This is a genomic window from Pseudomonas sp. BN417 (assembly GCF_029871205.1).
Classification (GTDB): domain Bacteria; phylum Pseudomonadota; class Gammaproteobacteria; order Pseudomonadales; family Pseudomonadaceae; genus Metapseudomonas.
Genome location: NZ_SSOJ01000067.1, coordinates 71995 through 91094, shown reverse-complemented (window position 1 = coordinate 91094; position 19100 = coordinate 71995). Strand labels below are relative to the sequence as shown.

Annotated in this window: 14 protein-coding genes; 10 read left to right on the top strand and 4 right to left on the bottom strand. The window is 63.7% G+C overall.

From position 1 onward, the window contains the following. Nucleotides 1–227 precede the first annotated feature (227 nt). Entirely contained in the window at nt 228–3716 is a 3489-nt protein-coding gene (gene smc, locus E8F11_RS06960) for a chromosome segregation protein SMC (RefSeq protein ID WP_280288107.1), read from the bottom strand. A 13-nt stretch (nt 3717–3729) separates the two neighbouring features. After that, nucleotides 3730–4389, bottom strand: coding sequence for a GntR family transcriptional regulator (locus E8F11_RS06955; protein WP_280288106.1), 660 nt, complete (start codon nt 4387–4389; stop codon nt 3730–3732). Nucleotides 4390–4878: 489 nt separating this feature from the next. On the opposite strand from E8F11_RS06955, the gene xdhA reads away from it, so the two are divergent. The 4 genes from xdhA (at nt 4879) to guaD (ending at nt 11103) form a co-directional block, all read left to right on the top strand. After that, the gene (gene xdhA, locus E8F11_RS06950; RefSeq protein ID WP_280288105.1) at nt 4879–6318 is read left to right on the top strand and encodes a xanthine dehydrogenase small subunit; all 1440 of its coding nucleotides are present in this window, start codon (nt 4879–4881) and stop codon (nt 6316–6318) included. Beyond that, nucleotides 6311–8707 (top strand): xanthine dehydrogenase molybdopterin binding subunit, encoded by a 2397-nt coding sequence (gene xdhB, locus E8F11_RS06945; RefSeq protein ID WP_280288104.1) that lies wholly within the window; start codon nt 6311–6313, stop codon nt 8705–8707. Before xdhA ends, xdhB begins: the two co-directional genes overlap by 8 nt. 199 nt (nt 8708–8906) lie before the next feature. Beyond that, a complete protein-coding gene (gene xdhC / locus E8F11_RS06940) occupies nt 8907–9740 on the top strand; it encodes a xanthine dehydrogenase accessory protein XdhC (protein WP_280288102.1) in 834 nt (277 codons plus the stop codon). A 55-nt stretch (nt 9741–9795) separates the two neighbouring features. After that, nucleotides 9796–11103 (top strand): guanine deaminase, encoded by a 1308-nt coding sequence (gene guaD / locus E8F11_RS06935; protein WP_280288101.1) that lies wholly within the window; start codon nt 9796–9798, stop codon nt 11101–11103. Nucleotides 11104–11339: 236 nt separating this feature from the next. Here guaD and E8F11_RS06930 read toward each other — a convergent pair whose 3' ends face one another. Then, entirely contained in the window at nt 11340–12110 is a 771-nt protein-coding gene (locus E8F11_RS06930) for a GntR family transcriptional regulator (protein ID WP_280288100.1), read from the bottom strand. A gap of 617 nt (nt 12111–12727) precedes the next feature. On the opposite strand from E8F11_RS06930, the gene E8F11_RS06925 reads away from it, so the two are divergent. Next, entirely contained in the window at nt 12728–14077 is a 1350-nt protein-coding gene (locus tag E8F11_RS06925; protein ID WP_280288099.1) for an NCS2 family permease, read from the top strand. 70 nt (nt 14078–14147) lie between these two features. After that, entirely contained in the window at nt 14148–14774 is a 627-nt protein-coding gene (locus E8F11_RS06920) for a LysE family translocator (RefSeq protein WP_280288098.1), read from the top strand. Nucleotides 14775–15187: 413 nt separating this feature from the next. Here the strand turns inward: E8F11_RS06920 and uraH are convergent, their stop codons facing one another. Next, nucleotides 15188–15541: a hydroxyisourate hydrolase gene (gene uraH, locus E8F11_RS06915; RefSeq protein ID WP_280288172.1), complete on the bottom strand. Its 354-nt coding sequence runs from the start codon at nt 15539–15541 to the stop codon at nt 15188–15190. Between the two features lie 422 nt (nt 15542–15963). Between uraH and puuE the strand changes: the two genes are divergently transcribed. The 4 genes from puuE to E8F11_RS06895 all read left to right on the top strand — a co-directional run bounded on the left by puuE (nt 15964) and on the right by E8F11_RS06895 (nt 19067). Then, complete coding sequence (gene puuE, locus E8F11_RS06910; protein WP_280288097.1) at nt 15964–16893, top strand: allantoinase PuuE; 930 nt, start codon at nt 15964–15966, stop codon at nt 16891–16893. Then, nucleotides 16890–17405, top strand: coding sequence for a 2-oxo-4-hydroxy-4-carboxy-5-ureidoimidazoline decarboxylase (uraD, locus tag E8F11_RS06905; protein ID WP_280288096.1), 516 nt, complete (start codon nt 16890–16892; stop codon nt 17403–17405). The genes puuE and uraD overlap by 4 nt, the downstream gene beginning before the upstream one ends. A gap of 55 nt (nt 17406–17460) precedes the next feature. Beyond that, nucleotides 17461–18456: an allantoicase gene (gene alc / locus E8F11_RS06900; protein WP_280288095.1), complete on the top strand. Its 996-nt coding sequence runs from the start codon at nt 17461–17463 to the stop codon at nt 18454–18456. A gap of 107 nt (nt 18457–18563) precedes the next feature. Then, nucleotides 18564–19067 carry an ureidoglycolate lyase gene (locus E8F11_RS06895; RefSeq protein WP_280288094.1) on the top strand — a complete coding sequence of 168 codons (504 nt, stop codon included), beginning with the start codon at nt 18564–18566 and terminating at the stop codon, nt 19065–19067. Nucleotides 19068–19100 lie beyond the last annotated feature (33 nt).

The window sequence follows — 19100 nt, the reverse complement described above, 5'->3', positions numbered from 1 at the left end:
GTCCTGTGTCCCCTAGTGAAAATGCAAACAATGGTGAAGAAAGGACATCCCGTCCCCTGAAACGTGGCGCCCAACTCCATGTTCTGAATGGCGTTTTCCACGTGCAACAAATTTGGGCATAAAGCTAGCACGACCAGACCAGCAGAGAAACCTCTGATAGAGGCTTACGCAGAAGCCGATGCGAATTTGACCCCGTTCTCGCCAGGAGTTCGCATCCAGCGACGCCACTAGGCCTCGACCATCGACATCGCCTCCTCCACATCCACTGCCACCAGGCGGGAGCACCCCGGCTCATGCATGGTTACCCCCATCAGTTGGTCAGCCATTTCCATGGCGATCTTGTTGTGGGTGATGTAGATGAACTGCACCTTCTCGGACATTTCCTTCACCAATCGCGCATAGCGTCCGACGTTCGCATCATCCAGGGGCGCATCCACCTCGTCGAGCATGCAGAAGGGCGCCGGGTTGAGCTGGAAGATGGCGAACACCAGGGCCAGTGCAGTGAGCGCCTTTTCCCCGCCGGAGAGCAAGTGAATGGTGCTGTTCTTCTTGCCCGGCGGTCGCGCCATGATCGCCACGCCGGTGTCCAGCAGGTCTTCGCCGGTCAGTTCCAGGTAGGCGTGGCCGCCACCGAAGACCTTGGGGAAGAGGGCCTGCAGGCCAGCGTTGATCTGGTCGAAGGTTTCCTTGAAGCGGTTGCGGGTTTCCTTGTCGATCTTGCGGATGACGTTTTCCAGGGTCTCCAGGGCTTCGACCAGGTCGTCGTTCTGCGAATCCAGGTAGCGCTTGCGTTCCGATTGCTGCTGGTATTCGTCGATGGCCGCGAGGTTGATCGGGCCGAGGCGCTGGATACGCGCGGCGAGGCGTTCCAGCTCCTCCTCCCAGGCACCCTCGCTGGCCTCGGCCGGCAGGGTGGCGAGCACCCCGTGCAGGTCGTAGCCGTCTTCGTGCAGTTGGTCCTGGAGGGTCTTGCGACGCACAGTCAGGGCCTGCCATTCGAGGCGCTGTTGCTCCAGCTGGCCGCGTAGCAGTTGGGACTGCTGCTCGGCCTGGGTACGGCGCTTCTCGGCATCGCGCAGTTCACGGTCGGCATCTTCCAGGGCCAGGCGTGCCTGCTTGAGTTCTTCCTCCACGCCCAGGCGCTTGTCCAGCAGCTCCTCCAGCTTCAGGCGCAGCTCCTCCAGCGGTGCGGCGCCCTCCTCCAGGTTCAGGCTGAGCTGTTCGCGGCGCTCGTTGAGGCGCTCGAACTGCAGGGATAGTCGCTCCAGGGCCTGGCGGGTGGAATCGTGTTGCGCCCGCAACGAGCCGACGCGCACGGCCAGTTGGTGGGCGTGGTCCTTGTGCTGGCGGGCTTCCTGGCGGTTGCGGTCGAGGCGCTCGCGCAGGCCGTCGCGCTCGGCCAGCAGTTTCTCGCGCTGCTCGGTGTCGCTGGCCATGGCATCCAGGGCGTCCTGCAGGGTCAGGCGCGCTTCGCCCAATTGCTCCAGCTCGGCGGCGCGCTGCTCTTCCAGTTCGCGGAGTTCTTCTTCCAGACGGCGGCGGCGCAGGGCCAGTTGTTCGACCTTGGCCTGCTGGGCGGACAATCGCGCCTTCAGTTCGCCCAGGCGACGGGACTCGTCCTGCAGCAGGCGGCGCTGTTGTTCGCGGGCTTCTTCCTGCTGGCGCTGACCATCGCGCAACTGCTGCAGGCGCTCTTCCAGCAGCTCCAGGGCGGCCTCGCGTTCCTCGCGCTCGGTGTGCAGCCGCTCGAGCTCCTGGCCACGGGCCAGCAGCCCGCTCTCGGCCTCGCTGGCGCGGCGCACCCGCAGGAAGTTGCGACCGACCCAGTAACCGTCGCGGCTGATCAGGCTCTCGCCGTCGCCGAGGCCGGCGCGGCGGGCCAGGGCCTGATCGAGGCTTTCCACCGGCAGGACCTTGGCCAGCCAGGGCGCCAGGTCAACCGGCGCCTCGACCTTGTCCAGCAGGCTACCAGGTACCCGCGCCCCGCTCCGGCCGGCGCTGGCCAGGCGCAGCTCGCCCTGGCTGAAGCCGGACAGGTCGAGGCCCGCGAAATCGTCCAGCAGCACTGCCTGCAGGTCGGCGCCGAGCACGGTTTCCACCGCCAGCTCCCAGCCCTGCTCCACCCGCAGCCCTTCGGCCAGGCGCGGGCGTTCGGCCAACTGCTGCTCACGCAGCCATTCAGCGGCGCCCTTGCCGGGGTTGAGCGCGGCCTGTTGCAGGGCTTCCAGGGAGGCTATGCGGCCATTCAGGCGCTGCAGTTCCCCCTGGGCCTGCTGTTGCGCCTGGCTGGCCTGCTGCAATTCTTCACGCAGGCTTTCCAGGCGCTCCACCAGGCCCTGTTCGGCGGCCTGGAGCTCCTCCAGGCGCATGTCGCCGACCGCCAGTTCTTCGGTCATTTCCAGGACCGCCGCATCTTCCGGGTCGGCGGCCAGCTGGACGCGTTCGTCATTCAGCCGGCGCTCGCGCTCCAGCAGGCGCTCCAGGCCCTGCTCCAGCTGCTGGATGCGCGCTTGCTGCACCTCGGCCTGGCGGCGCGGCTCAGCGCTGCGCTGGTTGAAGCCGTCCCACTGCTCCTGCCAGGCATGCATGCCGGTCTCGGCTTCTTCCAACTGGGCGGAGGCTTCCTCGGCGGCAGCGGCGCTGATTTCCTGTTCGGGGCCGAGCATGTCCAGCTCTTCGCCGAGCGTGGCGAGCAGGGTGCGGTCATGGCCCAGGTGGGATTCGGTTTCCTGGCGCGAACGCTCGGCTTCGCGCAGGTCATCCTGCAACTGGCGCAGGCGTTGCTGGCCGTGCTGGATGCTCTGCTCTACCCGGGCGATATCGCCGCCCACGGAATAGAAGCGGCCCTGCACCAGATTGAAGCGTTCGGACAGTTCGTGATGACCGTCACGCAGCCGCTCGATGCTGGCGTCGGCATTGCGCTGCTCGGCCACCAGGGCCTCGAAGCTGACCTCCTGGTTGCCGATCACCGCTTCGCGCTGGCCGACCTGATCGTTCAGCGCCCGCCACTTCAAGGCGGCGAGCTGGGCCTTGAGCTGGCGCTCCTCGGCCTTGTATTCCTGGTACTTCTCGGCCGACTGGGCCTGGCGGTGCAGGCGTTCCAGCTGGCGCTCGAGTTCTTCGCGCAGGTCGGAAAGTCGAGCCAGGTTCTCCTGGGTACGGCGGATACGGCTCTCGGTCTCGCGGCGGCGCTCCTTGTACTTGGAGATGCCCGCGGCTTCCTCGATGAAGTTGCGCAGATCCTCGGGCTTGGCCTCGATCAGCTTGGAGATCATCCCCTGCTCGATAATGGAGTAGCTGCGCGGCCCGAGACCGGTGCCGAGGAAGATGTCCGTAATGTCACGGCGACGGCATTTGGTGCCGTTGAGGAAATAGGTGTTCTGCCCGTCGCGGCTGACCCGGCGGCGGATGGAAATCTCGGCGAAAGCGGCGTATTCGCCCACCAGTGTGTTGTCCGAGTTGTCGAAGATCAGCTCGATGCTGGCCTGGGCCACCGGCTTGCGGGTGTTGGAACCGTTGAAGATGACGTCGGTCATCGACTCGCCGCGGAGGTTCTTCGCGGAACTTTCACCCATTACCCAGCGAACGGCGTCGATGATATTCGACTTGCCGCAACCGTTGGGGCCGACCACGGCCGCCATGTTGCTGGGGAAGCTGACGGTGGTCGGGTCCACGAAGGACTTGAACCCGGCCAGCTTGATGCACTTCAACCGCATCGGCGCGCTCCGCTCAACGCTCGGCCAGGGCTGCGAGCACCAGCTCGCAGTTCTGCTGACCGTATCCGGTCAGCACGTCGCGAATCTTCGCCTGATCGCGGGCTATCACTGCCAGCAGCAACTCGTCGAAGACCTCGCCGAACTGGCCCATCTGGCCGCGACGACGCTCCAGGGCGATGTAGTAGGTGCGGGCGATGGCCGGCCGCAGGTTTTCCAGGGTCTGCTGCAGGTAAGGGTTGTCGGCGAAGGGATAGGCCGCCTGCATGATGGCGAAGCTGGCGTCGACGAAGGCGAAGATGTCTTCGCGCTGGCGTGCCTCGGCCAGGCGCAGCTGGATGGCGCGGAACGGCTCCAGCTCCTCCTCGCTGCGCCAGCGCTCGGCCACGGCGTAGGCCAGGAGGATGTACAGCTCCATCATCAAGATATAGAGGCTGCGCACGTGCTGCGGCGTCAGCTCGGACACCTGGGCGCCGCGGCGCGGCAGGATGTTGATCAGGTGACGGCGCTCGAGGATCAGCAGCGCCTCGCGCACCGAACCCCGGCTGACATTCATGGCCTGGGTGACTTTCAGTTCCTGAATGCGCTCACGCTCCTTCAGCTCGCCGCGAATGATGCGCTCGGCCAGGTAGTGGGCGATCTGCTCGGAGAGGCTGTCCGGTGCCTTGAACGTCATGGTTTTCCTTCGAACTGGGGACTCTGTGCACTGCGCCGGGCTTTCCCACGCAAAAGCTCCGGCGCTGACAGTACTACGGGTACGGGCAGTGGGCGCAAGAGCGATAGGGGGAAATTTCCGACTCTGCCGCAGGACGCGGGCAGGCGGCGGAGTTTATCACAAGGCGCGGGGCCGCTCTTGCAGGGGCGAATTCATTCGCCAAGGGTGCGGAGCAGCCCCGTCCCGCTCAAGGGCAGGCCTTCGGCCTGCTTGGCGAATGAATTCGCCCCTACAGGAAAGCACCCGGCGCGCCCTTTCCTACACTTATGGACAAGTGGCACGAATTGCGCTTGATCCTTGAGACAGAGCGGGCGCGGCGGGCTAATAACCGAAAGAGATGATATTTTCCTGACTTTCGAGTCAAATATTTATTGACCCAAAAGTCAGACGACTCTAAATTTGCCCCCATACGAGCCCTCGTAAAAACAATAAAGTGCCTGGAGGTCGTCCTTGATCCAGTTTTTACTCAATCGTGAGCTGCGCACCGAGCATGCCCTCGATCCCAATGTCACGGTGCTCAACTACCTGCGTGAGCATGTCGGCAAACCCGGTACCAAAGAAGGCTGCGCCTCGGGCGATTGCGGCGCCTGCACCGTGGTTGTCGGCGAGCTGGAGGGCGATCGCATCCGCTATCGCACCCTCAACTCCTGCCTGACCTTCGTCTCGTCCCTGCACGGCAAGCAGCTGATCACCGTGGAAGACCTCAAACACAAGGGCCAGCTGCATTCGGTGCAGCAGGCCATGGTGGATTGCCACGGCTCCCAGTGCGGCTTCTGCACCCCCGGTTTCGTCATGTCGCTGTTCGCCCTGCAGAAAAACAGCAGCGGTTTCGACAAGGGCCAGACCATGGAAGCCCTGGCCGGCAACCTGTGCCGCTGCACCGGCTATCGCCCGATCATCGACGCCGCCGAGCAGGCCTGCTGCCAGAAGCAACCGGACCAGTTCGACGCCGCCGAAGCCCAGACCGTCGCCCAGCTCCAGGCCATAGCCCCGCGCGAGACCGCCGAGCTGAACAGCGGCGACAAGCGCTGCCTGGTCCCGCTGACCATCACCGACCTGGCCGACTTCTACGTGTCCAACCCGCAGGCCCGCCTGCTGGCCGGCGGCACCGACCTGGCCCTGGAGGTCACCCAGTTCCACCGTGAACTGCCGGTGATGATCTACGTCGGCCACATCGAAGCCATGAAGCGTGTCGAGGAGACCGCCGATTTCATCGAAATCGGCGCCGCCACCCCGCTGTCCGACTGCTACGAATCCCTGGCCCGCGAATACCCGGACTTCGGCGAGCTGCTGCACCGTTTCGCCTCCCTGCAGATCCGCAACCAGGGCACCCTGGGCGGCAATATCGGCAACGCCTCTCCCATCGGCGACGCCCCGCCGCTGCTGATCGCCCTCGGCGCCGAGATCGTCCTGCGCAAGGGCAACCAGACCCGCATCCTGCCGCTGGATGAATACTTCCTCGATTACAAGGTCACCGCCCGCCAGGACTCCGAGTTCATCGAGAAGGTGCGCGTGCCCCGTGCCCGCAAGAACCAGGCCTTCCGCGCCTACAAGGTGTCCAAGCGCCTGGACGACGACATTTCTGCCGTCTGCGCCGCCTTCAACCTGGTGATCGAGAATGGCGTGGTGCGCAAGGCCCGCGTCGCCTTCGGCGGCATGGCCGGGATTCCCAAGCGCGCCGGCGCCTGCGAGCAGGTGCTGATCGGCGCCGCCTGGTACCCGGGCACCGTCGAGCGCGCCTGCGAGGCCCTGGCCAAGGACTTCACCCCGCTCTCGGACTTCCGTGCCAGCAAGGAGTACCGCCTGCTGACCGCGCAGAACCTGCTGCGCAAGTTCTTCCTCGAGCTGCAATCCCCAGAAGTCGAAACCCGGGTGACCGCCTATGTCTAACCACCACCACCACAAGACCCAGGAAGAACTGGCGGAACTGTTCCGCGCCGACATCACCACCGGCGTCGGCAAGAGCGTCAAGCACGAGAGCGCGCCCAAGCACGTTTCGGGCGAGGCCGTGTATGTCGACGACCGCCTGGAATTCCCCAACCAGCTGCACGTCTACGCCCGCATGAGCGACCGCGCCCATGCGCGCATCACCCGCATCGATACCACCCCCTGCTACCAGTTCCCGGGGGTGGCCATCGCCATCACCGCCGAGGACGTGCCCGGTCAGCTGGACATCGGCCCGGTGGTCGCCGGCGACCCGCTGCTGGCTGACGGCAAGGTCGAGTACGTTGGCCAGGTCGTCCTGGCCGTGGGCGCCGACAGCCTGGAAACCGCACGCAAGGCGGCCTTGGCGGCGATAGTCGAATACGAGGACCTGGAGCCGGTGCTGGACGTGGTCGATGCCCTGCGCAAGAAGCATTTCGTGCTGGACAGCCACCAGCACAAGCGCGGTGACTCCAGCAGCGCCCTGGCGACCTCGAAGAACCGCCTGCAGGGCACCCTGCACATCGGCGGCCAGGAACACTTCTACCTGGAAACCCAGATTTCCTCGGTGATGCCCACCGAGGACGGCGGCATGATCGTCTACACGTCCACGCAGAACGCCACCGAGGTGCAGAAGCTGGTGGCCGAGGTGCTGGGCGTGCCGATGCACAAGATCGTCATCGACATGCGCCGCATGGGCGGCGGCTTCGGTGGCAAGGAAACCCAGGCGGCCGGCCCGGCCTGCCTCTGCGCGGTGATCGCCCACCACACCGGGCGCCCGACCAAGATGCGTCTGCCGCGCATGGAAGACATGAGCATCACCGGCAAGCGCCATCCCTTCTACGTCGAGTACGACGTCGGCTTCGACGACAACGGCCTGCTCACCGGCATCCAGCTGGAACTGGCCGGCAACTGCGGCTACTCCCCGGACCTCTCCGGCTCCATCGTCGACCGTGCGATGTTCCACTCGGACAACGCCTACTTCCTCGAACACGCCACCATCAACGGTCACCGCTGCAAGACCAACACCGCGTCGAACACCGCCTACCGTGGTTTCGGCGGCCCGCAGGGGATGGTGGCCATCGAGGAGATCATGGATGCCATCGCGCGTAGCCTGGGCAAGGACCCGCTGGACGTGCGCAAGCTGAACTACTACGGCAAGGACGAGCGCAACGTCACCCATTACTACCAGACCGTCGAGCACAACATGCTCGCCGAGATGACCGAGGAACTGGAGGCCAGCAGCGAGTACGCCAAGCGCCGCGAGGAAATCCGCGTCTTCAACGCGAAGAGTCCGGTGCTGAAGAAAGGTCTCGCGATGACCCCGGTGAAATTCGGCATCAGTTTCACCGCCACCTTCCTCAACCAGGCCGGCGCGCTGGTGCACATCTACACCGATGGCAGCATCCACCTGAACCACGGCGGCACCGAGATGGGCCAGGGCCTGAACACCAAGGTCGCCCAGGTGGTGGCCGAGGTCTTCCAGGTGGATATCGGCCGCATCCAGATCACCGCGACCAACACCGACAAGGTGCCCAACACCTCACCGACCGCGGCATCGAGCGGCACTGACCTGAACGGCAAGGCCGCGCAGAACGCCGCCGAGACCATCAAGGGTCGCCTGGTGGAGTTCCTCGCCAATCACTTCAAGGTGACGGCCGAGGACGTCGAGTTCAAGAACGAGCAAGTGCGCGTACGCGACCATTTCCTCTCCTTCGAGGAAATGATCCAGCTGGCCTACTTCAACCAGATCTCGCTCTCCAGCACCGGTTTCTACCGTACGCCGAAGATCTTCTACGACCGCGACAAGGCCAGTGGCCGTCCCTTCTATTACTTCGCCTACGGCGTCGCCTGCGCCGAAGTGATAGTCGACACCCTGACCGGCGAGTACAAGATGCTGCGCACCGACATCCTGCATGACGTGGGCGCATCGCTGAACCCGGCCATCGACATCGGCCAGGTGGAAGGCGCCTTCGTCCAGGGCATGGGCTGGCTGACCATGGAAGAGCTGGTATGGAACGCCAAGGGCAAGCTGATGACCAGCGGCCCGGCCAGCTACAAGATCCCGGCCATCGCCGACATGCCCATCGACCTACGGGTGAAGCTGGTGGAGAACCGCAAGAACCCCGAGCAGACGGTGTTCCATTCCAAGGCCGTGGGCGAGCCGCCCTTCATGCTCGGCATCGCCGTCTGGTGCGCCATCAAGGACGCCGTGGCTAGCCTGGGCGACTACAAGGTTCAGCCGCAGATCGATGCGCCGGCCACCCCCGAGCGCGTGCTCTGGGGCGTCGAGCAGATGCGCAAACTCCAACAGCCGGCCCAGGCCGCCGCCCAGGCGCAGGTCGAACCGGCATGACCCTGTAGGAGCCAGCTTGCTGGCTCCTACAGAAAAAACAACGGTGCAAAATAATGACAACACCCACCGATCGTTCGAAGACAACGCAGCAGGACACCGACGTCGTGCTGCTGGAAACGCTGCCGGCCCCTGTGCGTCCCAAGGACGACTGGCGCCTGTCACGCTCCACCAGGCCACTGCGTAGCTGGAGACTGAGCAAATGAGTTGGATCAGCGCCCTCGCCGACCTGCAGCAACGCGGTGAACCCTGCGTGCTGGTGACCATCATCGAAGAGCGCGGCTCTACTCCGCGCAATTCCGGCTCGAAGATGGTCGTCACCGCCGAGCGCATCTTCGAGACCATCGGTGGCGGCCATCTCGAGTTCAAGGCGATGGAGATCGCCCGCGAGATGCTCGAGAACCGCACCCAGGACACCCGCCTGGAACGCTTCAGCCTGGGCGCCAGCCTCGGCCAGTGCTGCGGCGGCGCCACGGTGCTGCTGTTCGAGCCCATGGGCCAGCCGCAGGCACATATCGCCGTATTCGGCGCCGGCCACGTGGGCCGCGCCCTGGTGCCAATCCTCGCCAGCCTGCCCTGCAAGGTGCGTTGGATCGACTCGCGGGAGAACGAATTCCCCGAACAGATTCCCGCCGGCGTCGAGAAGGTGGTCAACGAGGAAGTGATCGACGAGATCGCCGAGATGCCCAAGGGCAGCTACTTCATCGTCATGACCCACAACCACCAGCTGGACCTGGAGCTGACCGCCGAAATCCTCAAGCGCAACGACTTCGCCTACTTCGGCCTGATCGGCTCGAAGACCAAGCGTGTCAAGTTCGAACACCGCCTGCGCGAGCGCGGCTTCGCCAGCGAAACCGTGCAGCGCATGCGCTGCCCGATGGGCATTGCCGAGGTCAAAGGCAAGCTGCCGGTGGAGATCGCCATCTCCATCGCCGGCGAGGTGGTCGCCACCTACAACGCCAACTTCGGTACCGAGGTGAAGAAGGGTGAAACAGTCGCCAAGCTGGTCCCCTCCTCCCGCCGCGAGCAAGCCTGACATCCATGACGAGTTCCGCCTTCGGGCGTCGAAATCACGAAAGAACGAGACTGACATGACCAGCCACGTAACCGCCTACCGCTCAGCCATCCTGCACAGCATCGCCGACCCCGCCCAGGTGGGCGTCGAGCAGTCCTACCAGTATTTCGAAGACGGCCTGCTGGTGGTGGAAGATGGCCGCATCAAGGTCCTGGGCGACGCCAAGGCCCTGCTGCCGACCCTGGCCGCCGGCGTCGAGGTGCGCGAATACCGCGACGCCCTGATCACCCCCGGTTTCATCGACACCCATATCCACTACCCGCAAACCGGCATGATCGCCTCCTATGGCGAACAGCTGCTGGACTGGCTGAACACCTACACCTTCCCCACCGAAAAGCAGTTCGCCGACAAGGCCCATGCCGCCGACGTCGCCGGCATCTTCCTCAAGGAACTGCTGCGCAACGGCACCACCACCGCCCTGGTGTTCGGCACCGTGCACAAGGAGTCGGTGGATGCCTTCTTCGAGGCCGCCCAGGCCCTGGACCTGCGGATGATCGCCGGCAAGGTACTGATGGACCGCAACGCCCCGGACTACCTGACCGACACCGCCGAATCCGGCTACGCCGACAGCAAGGAGCTGATCGAGCGCTGGCACGGCAAGGGCCGCCTGCACTATGCGGTGACCCCCCGCTTCGCCCCCACCAGCACCCCGGAGCAACTGGAACTGGCCGGCAAGTTGTTCGCCGAGTACCCGGACCTCTACATGCACACCCACCTGTCCGAGAACCGCCAGGAAATCGAATGGGTGAAGGAGCTGTTCCCCGAGCGCAAGGGCTACCTGGACGTCTATGACCACTTCAAGCTGATCGGCGAGCGCTCGGTCTTCGCCCATGGCGTGCACCTGTGCGACGACGAGTGCAAGCGCCTGGCGGAAACCGGCTCGGCGGTGGCCTTCTGCCCCACCTCCAACCTCTTCCTCGGCAGCGGCCTGTTCGACCTGAACAAACTGGAAGAGCACGGCGTACGCGTGGGCCTGGGCACGGACGTGGGCGCCGGCACCAGCTTCTCCCAACTGCAGTCGCTGAACGAGGCGTACAAGGTGATGCAGTTGCAGGGCAAGAAGCTCGATCCCTTCAAGTCCCTTTACCTGGCCACCCTGGGCGGCGCCCGTGCGCTCTACCTGGACGACAAGATCGGCAACTTCCAGACCGGCAAGGACGCGGACTTCGTGGTCCTCGACTACAAGGCCACCCCGCTGCTGGACTACCGCCTGCAGCAGGCTACGAGCCTTCCGGAGAAGCTGTTCGCCCTGACCATCCTCGGCGACGACCGCACCGTGAAGGAAACCTTCGCCGCCGGCCGTAGCGTGCATCAGCGCGGTTGAGTGATTGGACAATGAGAAAACCCCGCCGAGGCGGGGTTTTCTATTGGAAATCCGGGCCGCTTTGCTCTTCCTGTGGGAGCGAATTTATTCGCGATGCAGGCCGAAGGCCTGCCCCCTGGCACAGGCCACCAAGGGACCGCTTCGCGGTCCTCAACGAATGAATTCGCCCCCACAATGGCAGGCCCCACCGCCAAACAAAAAGCCCCGCATTCGCGGGGCTTTCTGCCGGAGCCGGATCAGGCGTTGCGGCTAGTGCCGCGGCCGGGCTTCTTCTTGGTCTGCAAGAGGTGCGAGAACACCGCGTGCAGATCGTCCGAGGCGCCGCCTTCGTCGAGATTGAGCTTGTCGTCGATGTGATCCATGTGATGCATCATCAGCATCACCGCGCGCTCGGTGTCGCGGGACTCGATGGCATCGATCAGGCGATTGTGTTCATCGAAGGAACAGTGGGAGCGGCTGCCGCTCTCGTACTGGGCAATGATGAGCGAGGTCTGCGATACCAGGCTGCGCTGGAAGCTCACCAACGGCGCGTTTTTCGCCGCTTCGGCCAGCTTCAGGTGGAATTCGCCGGAGAGGCGGATGCCAGCGCCACGGTCGCCGCGGGAGAAGCAGGCCTGCTCTTCCAGGACCATCTGCCGCAGTTCCTGCAGCTGCTCGGCGGTAGCGTGCTCCACCGCCAGTTCGGTGATCGCGCGCTCCACCAGGCGACGGGCGTAGAAGATCTGCCGCGCTTCCTCGACGCTGGGGCTGGCCACCACGGCGCCGCGGTTCGGTCGCAGCAGCACCACGCCTTCATGGGCGAGACGCGACAGGGCGCGACGGATGATGGTGCGGCTGACACCGAAGATCTCGCCCAAGGCCTCTTCGCTCAGCTTGGTGCCGGGGGCCAGGCGCTGCTCGAGAATGGCATCGAAAATGTGCGCATAGACGACGTCGTCCTGCGTGCCGCTGCGGGTGCTTTTGGCGGTGCGCGGCTGCTTCTTGAGTGGCTGCAACTGTTCGTTCATGGGGGCTCGCGTCGGTGGGTTCGGCGGTCTTCCAGGGCCCTTTTTGCCCCTCTCCGCCGTGCCGAGCCGGTTTGTCAGCGAGGGAAATCAGGGAAAAGACGAATGATATTGTACACAATCAGCGTGCCTTGAACAGATTCGCCGCAGCTCAACGCCCATTCCTGACCAGTTGCACAGGTTTTCCCCGCAAGTCCCTTTCCCGCGACCTGGGCGGCGACAAAAGCGCCGAACGAGCAGATTTCCCTACATTTTTTTGTCATAAGCACGCCCGTGTCAGTGCCTTTCCGTGCTTTACCTCACCGCTCAGGTAATCGCCCCCTCTTTTTGCGTTACTCATAACCTGTTGTTTTTTAACGATTTAGTTAATTCGTCAGGTTGCGAATTGTCGCAGCAAATCCTGTCCATAAAGTCAGGATTTCATGATTGGTGCGTTTTTTCGAACATTGAAAACATTATTTGTTTTTTTTGTATACAAAGGCATAATCGCGCCGTGAACTTCCTGACCCGCTGGTCAAGTATTGGAGGAAGCGCACCACTCACGCCATCCGCCTCAGTCAGTCCGGAGCCAACTCCAGGCTCTGGGTGACCAAAACAAAAGAGATGAGGAGTACCACGCTGTGGAAAGCATCAAACAACAAGAACAAGGAACGTACGCCGCAACACCGCCCGCCAACGGTCTGCTTGAACGGCTCTTCAAACTGAGCCTCCACGGCACCACCGTGAAGACCGAACTGGCTGCAGGTCTGACGACCTTCATCACCATGGCCTACATCATTTTCGTCAACCCGAACATCATGGCCGATGCCGGGATCGATCATGGCGCGGCCTTCGTTGCCACCTGTCTCGCCGCAGCCTTCGGTTGCCTCCTCATGGGCCTCTACGCCAACTGGCCGGTGGGCCTGGCCCCGGGCATGGGCCTGAACGCCTTCTTCACCTACACCGTGGTCAACACCATGGGCTACAGCTGGCAGATCGCGCTCGGCGCGGTGTTCCTCTCCGGCGTGCTGTTCATGATCCTGACCTTCTCGCGCATCCGCGAATGGCTGCTCAACAGCATTCCCAGCAGCCTGCGCTTCGCCATGGGCGCGGGGGTCGGCCTGTTCCTCGGGCTGATCGGCCTGAAGACCGCTGGCATCGTGGTCGCCCATCCGGCCACCCTGGTGCACATCGGTGACCTGACCTCCCCCGGTCCGCTGCTGGCCGCCATCTGCTTCCTGATGATCGCGGTGCTGGAATACCGTCGCATCTTCGGCGGCATCCTGATCAGCATCCTCACCGTGACCCTGGCCGGCGTGGGCCTGGGCATCGTCCAGTTCGGCGGCGTGTTCTCCATGCCCCCGAGCCTGGCCCCGACCTTCATGGCGATGGACATCACCGGCGCCTTCGACGTGACCATGGTCAGCGTGATCCTGGCCTTCCTCTTCGTGCACATGTTCGACACCGCCGGCACCCTGATGGGCGTGGCCCAGCGTGCCAACCTGGTGCAGGAAGACGGCCGCATCGAGAACCTGTCCAAGGCCATGAAGGCCGACAGCGCCTCCAGCGTCTTCGGTGGCGTGCTCGGCGTACCGCCGGTGACCAGCTATGTGGAGAGCGCCGCGGGCGTGGCCGCCGGTGGCCGCACCGGCCTGACCGCGGTGACCGTGGGCATCCTCTTCATCGCCGCGATGTTCTTCGCCCCGCTGGCCGGCATGATCCCCGCCTACGCCACCGCCGGCGCGCTGATCTACGTAGCCATGCTGATGATGGGCGGCATGGCCCATATCGACTGGAAGGAGCACACCGAGACCATCCCGGCGATCGTCACCGTGATCATGATGCCGCTGACCTTCTCGGTCGCCGACGGCATCGCCCTGGGCTTCGTGACCTACGTGGCGATGAAGGCCTTCACCGGCAAGTACAAGGAAGTGTCGGTCAGTTTGTATGCACTCTGCGCAATCTTTGTAGCCAAGTTCATCTTCCTGTAAGCTTCGACCAAGCAAGACCGGGCCCTGCCGCAATGCGGCGGGGCCTTTTCATTTATGGAGAAGAGAACCCATGAGCCTGGAAACCTGGCTGCTGTTCAGCAGCGCCGCGCTGATCGTGATCCTGATTCCCGGACCGCTGTCCCTGCTGATGGTCAGCAACAGCCTCAACTATGGCCTGCGCCGGTCACTCCCGGCCTTCCTCGGCGGAGTCTCGGCATCCATCTGCCTGCTCAGCGCCTCGGCCCTGGGCCTGGGCGCCCTGCTGCTGGCCTCGGAAAAGCTGTTCAGCGCCCTGAAGATCATCGGCGCCCTGTACCTCTTCTACCTCGCCTGGCAGAGCTGGCTGGAATCCCGCCGCGCCGCGCGCCCGGCCAATGCCGAGGAGCAACCGGTGAACCCGAGCTTCCGCGCCATGTTCTGGAAGGCTTTCGGCCTGGGTGCCAGCAACCCCAAGGACATCCTCTTCTTCGCCGCCTTCCTGCCGCAGTTCCTCAGCGCCGAGCGCCCGCTGCTGGCCCAGCTTCTGATCATGATCGCTACCTGGGCGGTGCTGGATCTCGGCTGCAAGCTGTTCTACGGCCTCAGCGCCCAGGGCGCCGCGCGCTACCTGCGTTCCGGCAAGGGCCACGTCTGGTTCAACCGCACCAGCGCGGCGCTGTTCGGCGGTGCGGGCGCGGCGTCTCTGCTTTCCCGCTGATGCTCCCCGGTGCGTTGCCCTCCCCGCGCAACGCACCCTCTCCGCCGGCCCCCTCCTTTCGTCGTCCGGCAGCACCACCCCACGAAATCCGATCGCCAACCGGCAAAGTCGCGATAGCCGCCTAGACTCCTTCGAGTTCCGATCGTGTTCCATGGACGCGCGCGATCTGATCTGGCCGGCGTTTATTCGACACCCATCGCACTGATAGTGGAAATACCCCCTCCCTTGCGCATCTCCCCGTGATGCGTTTCTGCCCGACCTTGCGTCGGGCTTTTTTTGCGCATCCCTTTACCACAACAAGCAGCGCCAGCAGGCGTGGACTTGGGCCGGCACTTTCTCGCGGGCAAAAAAAAGCCCGCAGTGTGAACGGGCTAGGAAGACTCCAACGAGTCGAGGGTAACGAGTATCTGGAACTAGCTGCCCCGATAGGTGGAGTAGCTGTAAGGGGAGATCAGCAGCGGCACGTGGTAGTGGTCCTGCTCAGCGGAAATACCAAAGCGCAGCACCACCACATCGAGGAAAGCTGGTTCGGGAAGCTTCACGCCACGGGCACGGTAGTAGTCGCCGGCGTGGAAGTGGATCTGGTAGACGCCGCTTTGGTAGTCGGCGCCCTGCAGCAGCGGCGCATCGCAGCGGCCGTCGTCGTTGGTGGTGGCGGTGGCGACCAGCTCCAGACCGGCGCCTTCGACGCGGTAGAGCTCGATCCTGATGTCACGGCCAGGGCAGCCGTGGGCGGCATCCAGTACATGCGTGGTCAAACGTCCCATTGCTCGCTGGGCGTCCACCGAGCCCTGGTTCAGGCCTCGATCGGAACGCCACACCTCCTCTGCTTGTTCATATCGGTGCGTGGGCAGGGCAAAGGCCCCGGTACGGTCCGCAGAATAACACGCGACCGGATAAATGTAAGACATAAACTCAAAAAATTGTACACAATCACCACCCCCGATATTGTAAAACGACCTCCAGCCGCTGTCCTGTCAGAATTTGCCCGCATCGGCCAGGCTGCGCGGCTTGCGCTTCAAGGTCCTGACCGGATGGACAGGATTCTCGTTTGGACAGGTACCAGCAAATTCAACAAATATTTGATTTACAAAACACGAGACAGTTTGTATACAATCACCCCATCCACGGTCGCGCACCACTTCCCAGGCTGTCGCTGATCGTCCAACTGAAAAGAAGGAAGACTGCAGTGAGCGCTGAGTACCCACGCGACCTGATCGGTTACGGCAACACCCCTCCACACCCGCACTGGCCCGGCGAGGCCCGCATCGCCCTGTCCTTTGTGCTGAACTACGAAGAAGGCGGCGAACGCAGCGTGCTCCATGGCGACAAGGAATCCGAAGCCTTCCTGTCCGAGATGGTGGCCGCCCAGCCTTTGCAGGGCGTGCGCAACATGAGCATGGAGTCCCTGTACGAATACGGCAGTCGCGTCGGTGTGTGGCGTCTGCTCGATCTGTTCAAGCGCCATGACATCCCGATGACCATCTTCGCCGTGGCCATGGCCGCCCAGCGCCATCCCGATGCGATCCGCGCCATGGTCGAGGCCGGCCACGAGATCTGCAGCCACGGCTACCGCTGGATCGATTACCAGTACATGGACGAGGCCCAGGAGCGTGAACACATGCTCGAAGCCATCCGCATCCTCACCGAACTGACCGGCGAGCGCCCGGTGGGCTGGTACACCGGCCGCACCAGCCCGAACACTCGTCGCCTGGTGATGGAGGAAGGCGGCTTCCTCTACGACTCCGACACCTACGACGACGACCTGCCCTACTGGGAACCGAACAACCCCACCGGCAAGCCGCACCTGGTCATCCCCTACACCCTGGACACCAACGATATGCGCTTCACCCAGGTGCAGGGTTTCAACAAGGGCGACGACTTCTTCGAATACCTCAAGGACGCCTTCGACGTGCTCTACGCCGAAGGCGCCGCCGGCGCGCCGAAGATGCTCTCCATCGGCATGCACTGCCGCCTGCTGGGCCGCCCGGCACGCCTTGCCGCCCTGGCGCGCTTCATCGACTACGTGAAGGGCCATGAGAAAGTCTGGTTCGCCCGCCGTGACGATATCGCCCGCCACTGGCACGCCACTCACCCTTTCAAAGAGCAAGCGAAATGAGCCGCTTCCAGACCCTGACCCCGTCCAGCCTGTCCCGCGATGCCTTCATCAAGGCCTTCGCCGACATCTACGAACATTCGCCCTGGGTAGCCGAGAAGGCTTTCGACCTGGGCCAGGACGCCCAGATCGACGCAATCGACGGCCTGCACCAGCGCATGGCCGACCTGTTGCTCAGTGCCAGCCACGAATCCCAGCTGGCGCTGATCAATGCTCACCCGGACCTGGCCGGCAAGGCCGCCGTCCGTGGCGAGCTGACCGAAGCCAGCACCAGCGAACAGGCCGGTGCGGGTATCCAGGAGTGCACGGCTGAAGAGTTCGCGCGCTTCACCGAGCTGAACGACGCCTACAAGGCCAAGTTCGGGTTTCCCTTCATCATGGCGGTGAAAGGCAGTAACCGGCACCAGATCCTGGCGGCCTTCGAGGAGCGGATCCACAACTCACCCGAAGCCGAATTCACCAGGGCCCTGGCCGAGATCAACAAGATCGCGCTGTTCCGCCTGCAGCAAATGTAAGCCGCAGGCGTACCGCTCCCTCCATATCGCCCTCATTTCAAGGCAGACAAGACAGATGAAAAGCTACGCCGTCCCCTTCGAGAAGTACGTCAACCTCGCCGACGCCCGTCTCGGCACCAAGGCCATCTCCGTCACCGACGATTGGTTCGCTGACGTGAACCGACTGTTCCAGCCGACTCCGGCTGTCTGGAAGGAGGGCGTATTCGATGACAACGGCAAGTGGATGGACGGCTGGGAATCCCGCCGCAAGCGCTTCGAAGGTTACGACTCCGCCGTGATCCGCCTCGGCGTGCCGGGCTCGATCAAGGGTGTGGACATCGACACCAGCTTCTTCACCGGCAACTTCCCGCCGTCGGCTTCCCTGGAAGCCTGCTTCGTGGCCGAAGGCGACCCGACCGACGACACCCAGTGGACCGAAGTGCTGGCCGCCGTTGAGCTGCAGGGCAACAGCCACCACTTCCACGAGATCGCCAACGAGCAAGCCTTCACCCACCTGCGCTTCAACATCTACCCCGATGGCGGCGTGGCACGCCTGCGCGTGTACGGCGTCCCCTACCGCGACTGGTCTTCGGTGGGCGACAACGAGCAGATCGACCTGGCAGCCGCGCTGAACGGCGGCCGTGCCCTGGCCTGCTCCGACGAGCACTTCGGCCGCATGAGCAACATCCTCAACCCGGGTCGCGGCATCAACATGGGTGACGGCTGGGAAACCGCCCGTCGCCGTACCCCGGGCAACGACTGGGTCATCGTCGCCCTGGGCCACCCGGGCGAGATCGAGCGCATCGTCGTCGACACCCTGCACTTCAAGGGCAACTACCCGGACAGCTGCTCCATCCAGGGCGCCTTTGTGAAAGGCGGCACCGACAGCCAGATCGAGACCCAGAGCCTGTTCTGGCGCGAGCTGCTGCCGAGCCAGAAGCTGCAGATGCACGCCGAGCACGAGTTCGTCGAGCAGATCAAGGCCCTGGGCCCGATCACCCACATCCGCCTGAACGTGTTCCCGGACGGTGGTGTGAGCCGTCTGCGCCTGTTCGGCAAGGTGGCAAAGTAAGCGATTGACTGCCCCAAGGGGCGGACGAGGGATGCTCCACGCGGAGCGTCCCTCAACCTCTCTCCGAGTGAGAGAGATGACCGTGAACCTGAACAAGTAGAACAGCCATGCGTACCCTGAAGATCGAGCCCCTGACCAAAGAAGCCTTCGCCCCCTTCGGAGATGTGATCGAAACCGACGGCGCCGAGTACTTCATGATCAACAACGGCTCCACCCGCCGTTACCACAAGCTGGCGACGGTCGAGACCGCCCAGCCGGAAGACAAGGCGATCATCAGCATCTTCAGCGCCGAATCCCTTGAGATGCCCTTGCGCATCCGCATGCTGGAACGACATCCGCTGGGCAGCCAGGCCTTCATCCCGCTGCTCGGCAACTCCTTTCTGGTCGTGGTCGCGCCACTTGGCGATGCACCTGTACCGGGTCTGGTCCGTGCCTTCCTCAGTAATGGCAGGCAGGGCGTTAATTACCATCGCGGCGTCTGGCACCACCCGGTGCTGACGATCGAAAAGCGGGATGACTTCCTGGTGGTTGATCGCAGTGGTTCAGGCAACAACTGCGATGAGCATTACTTCACCGAGGACGAGCAGCTCCTCCTCGACCCCCACCACTAATAAGAGAAGCCCAATGATCGGCGTGACGATCGG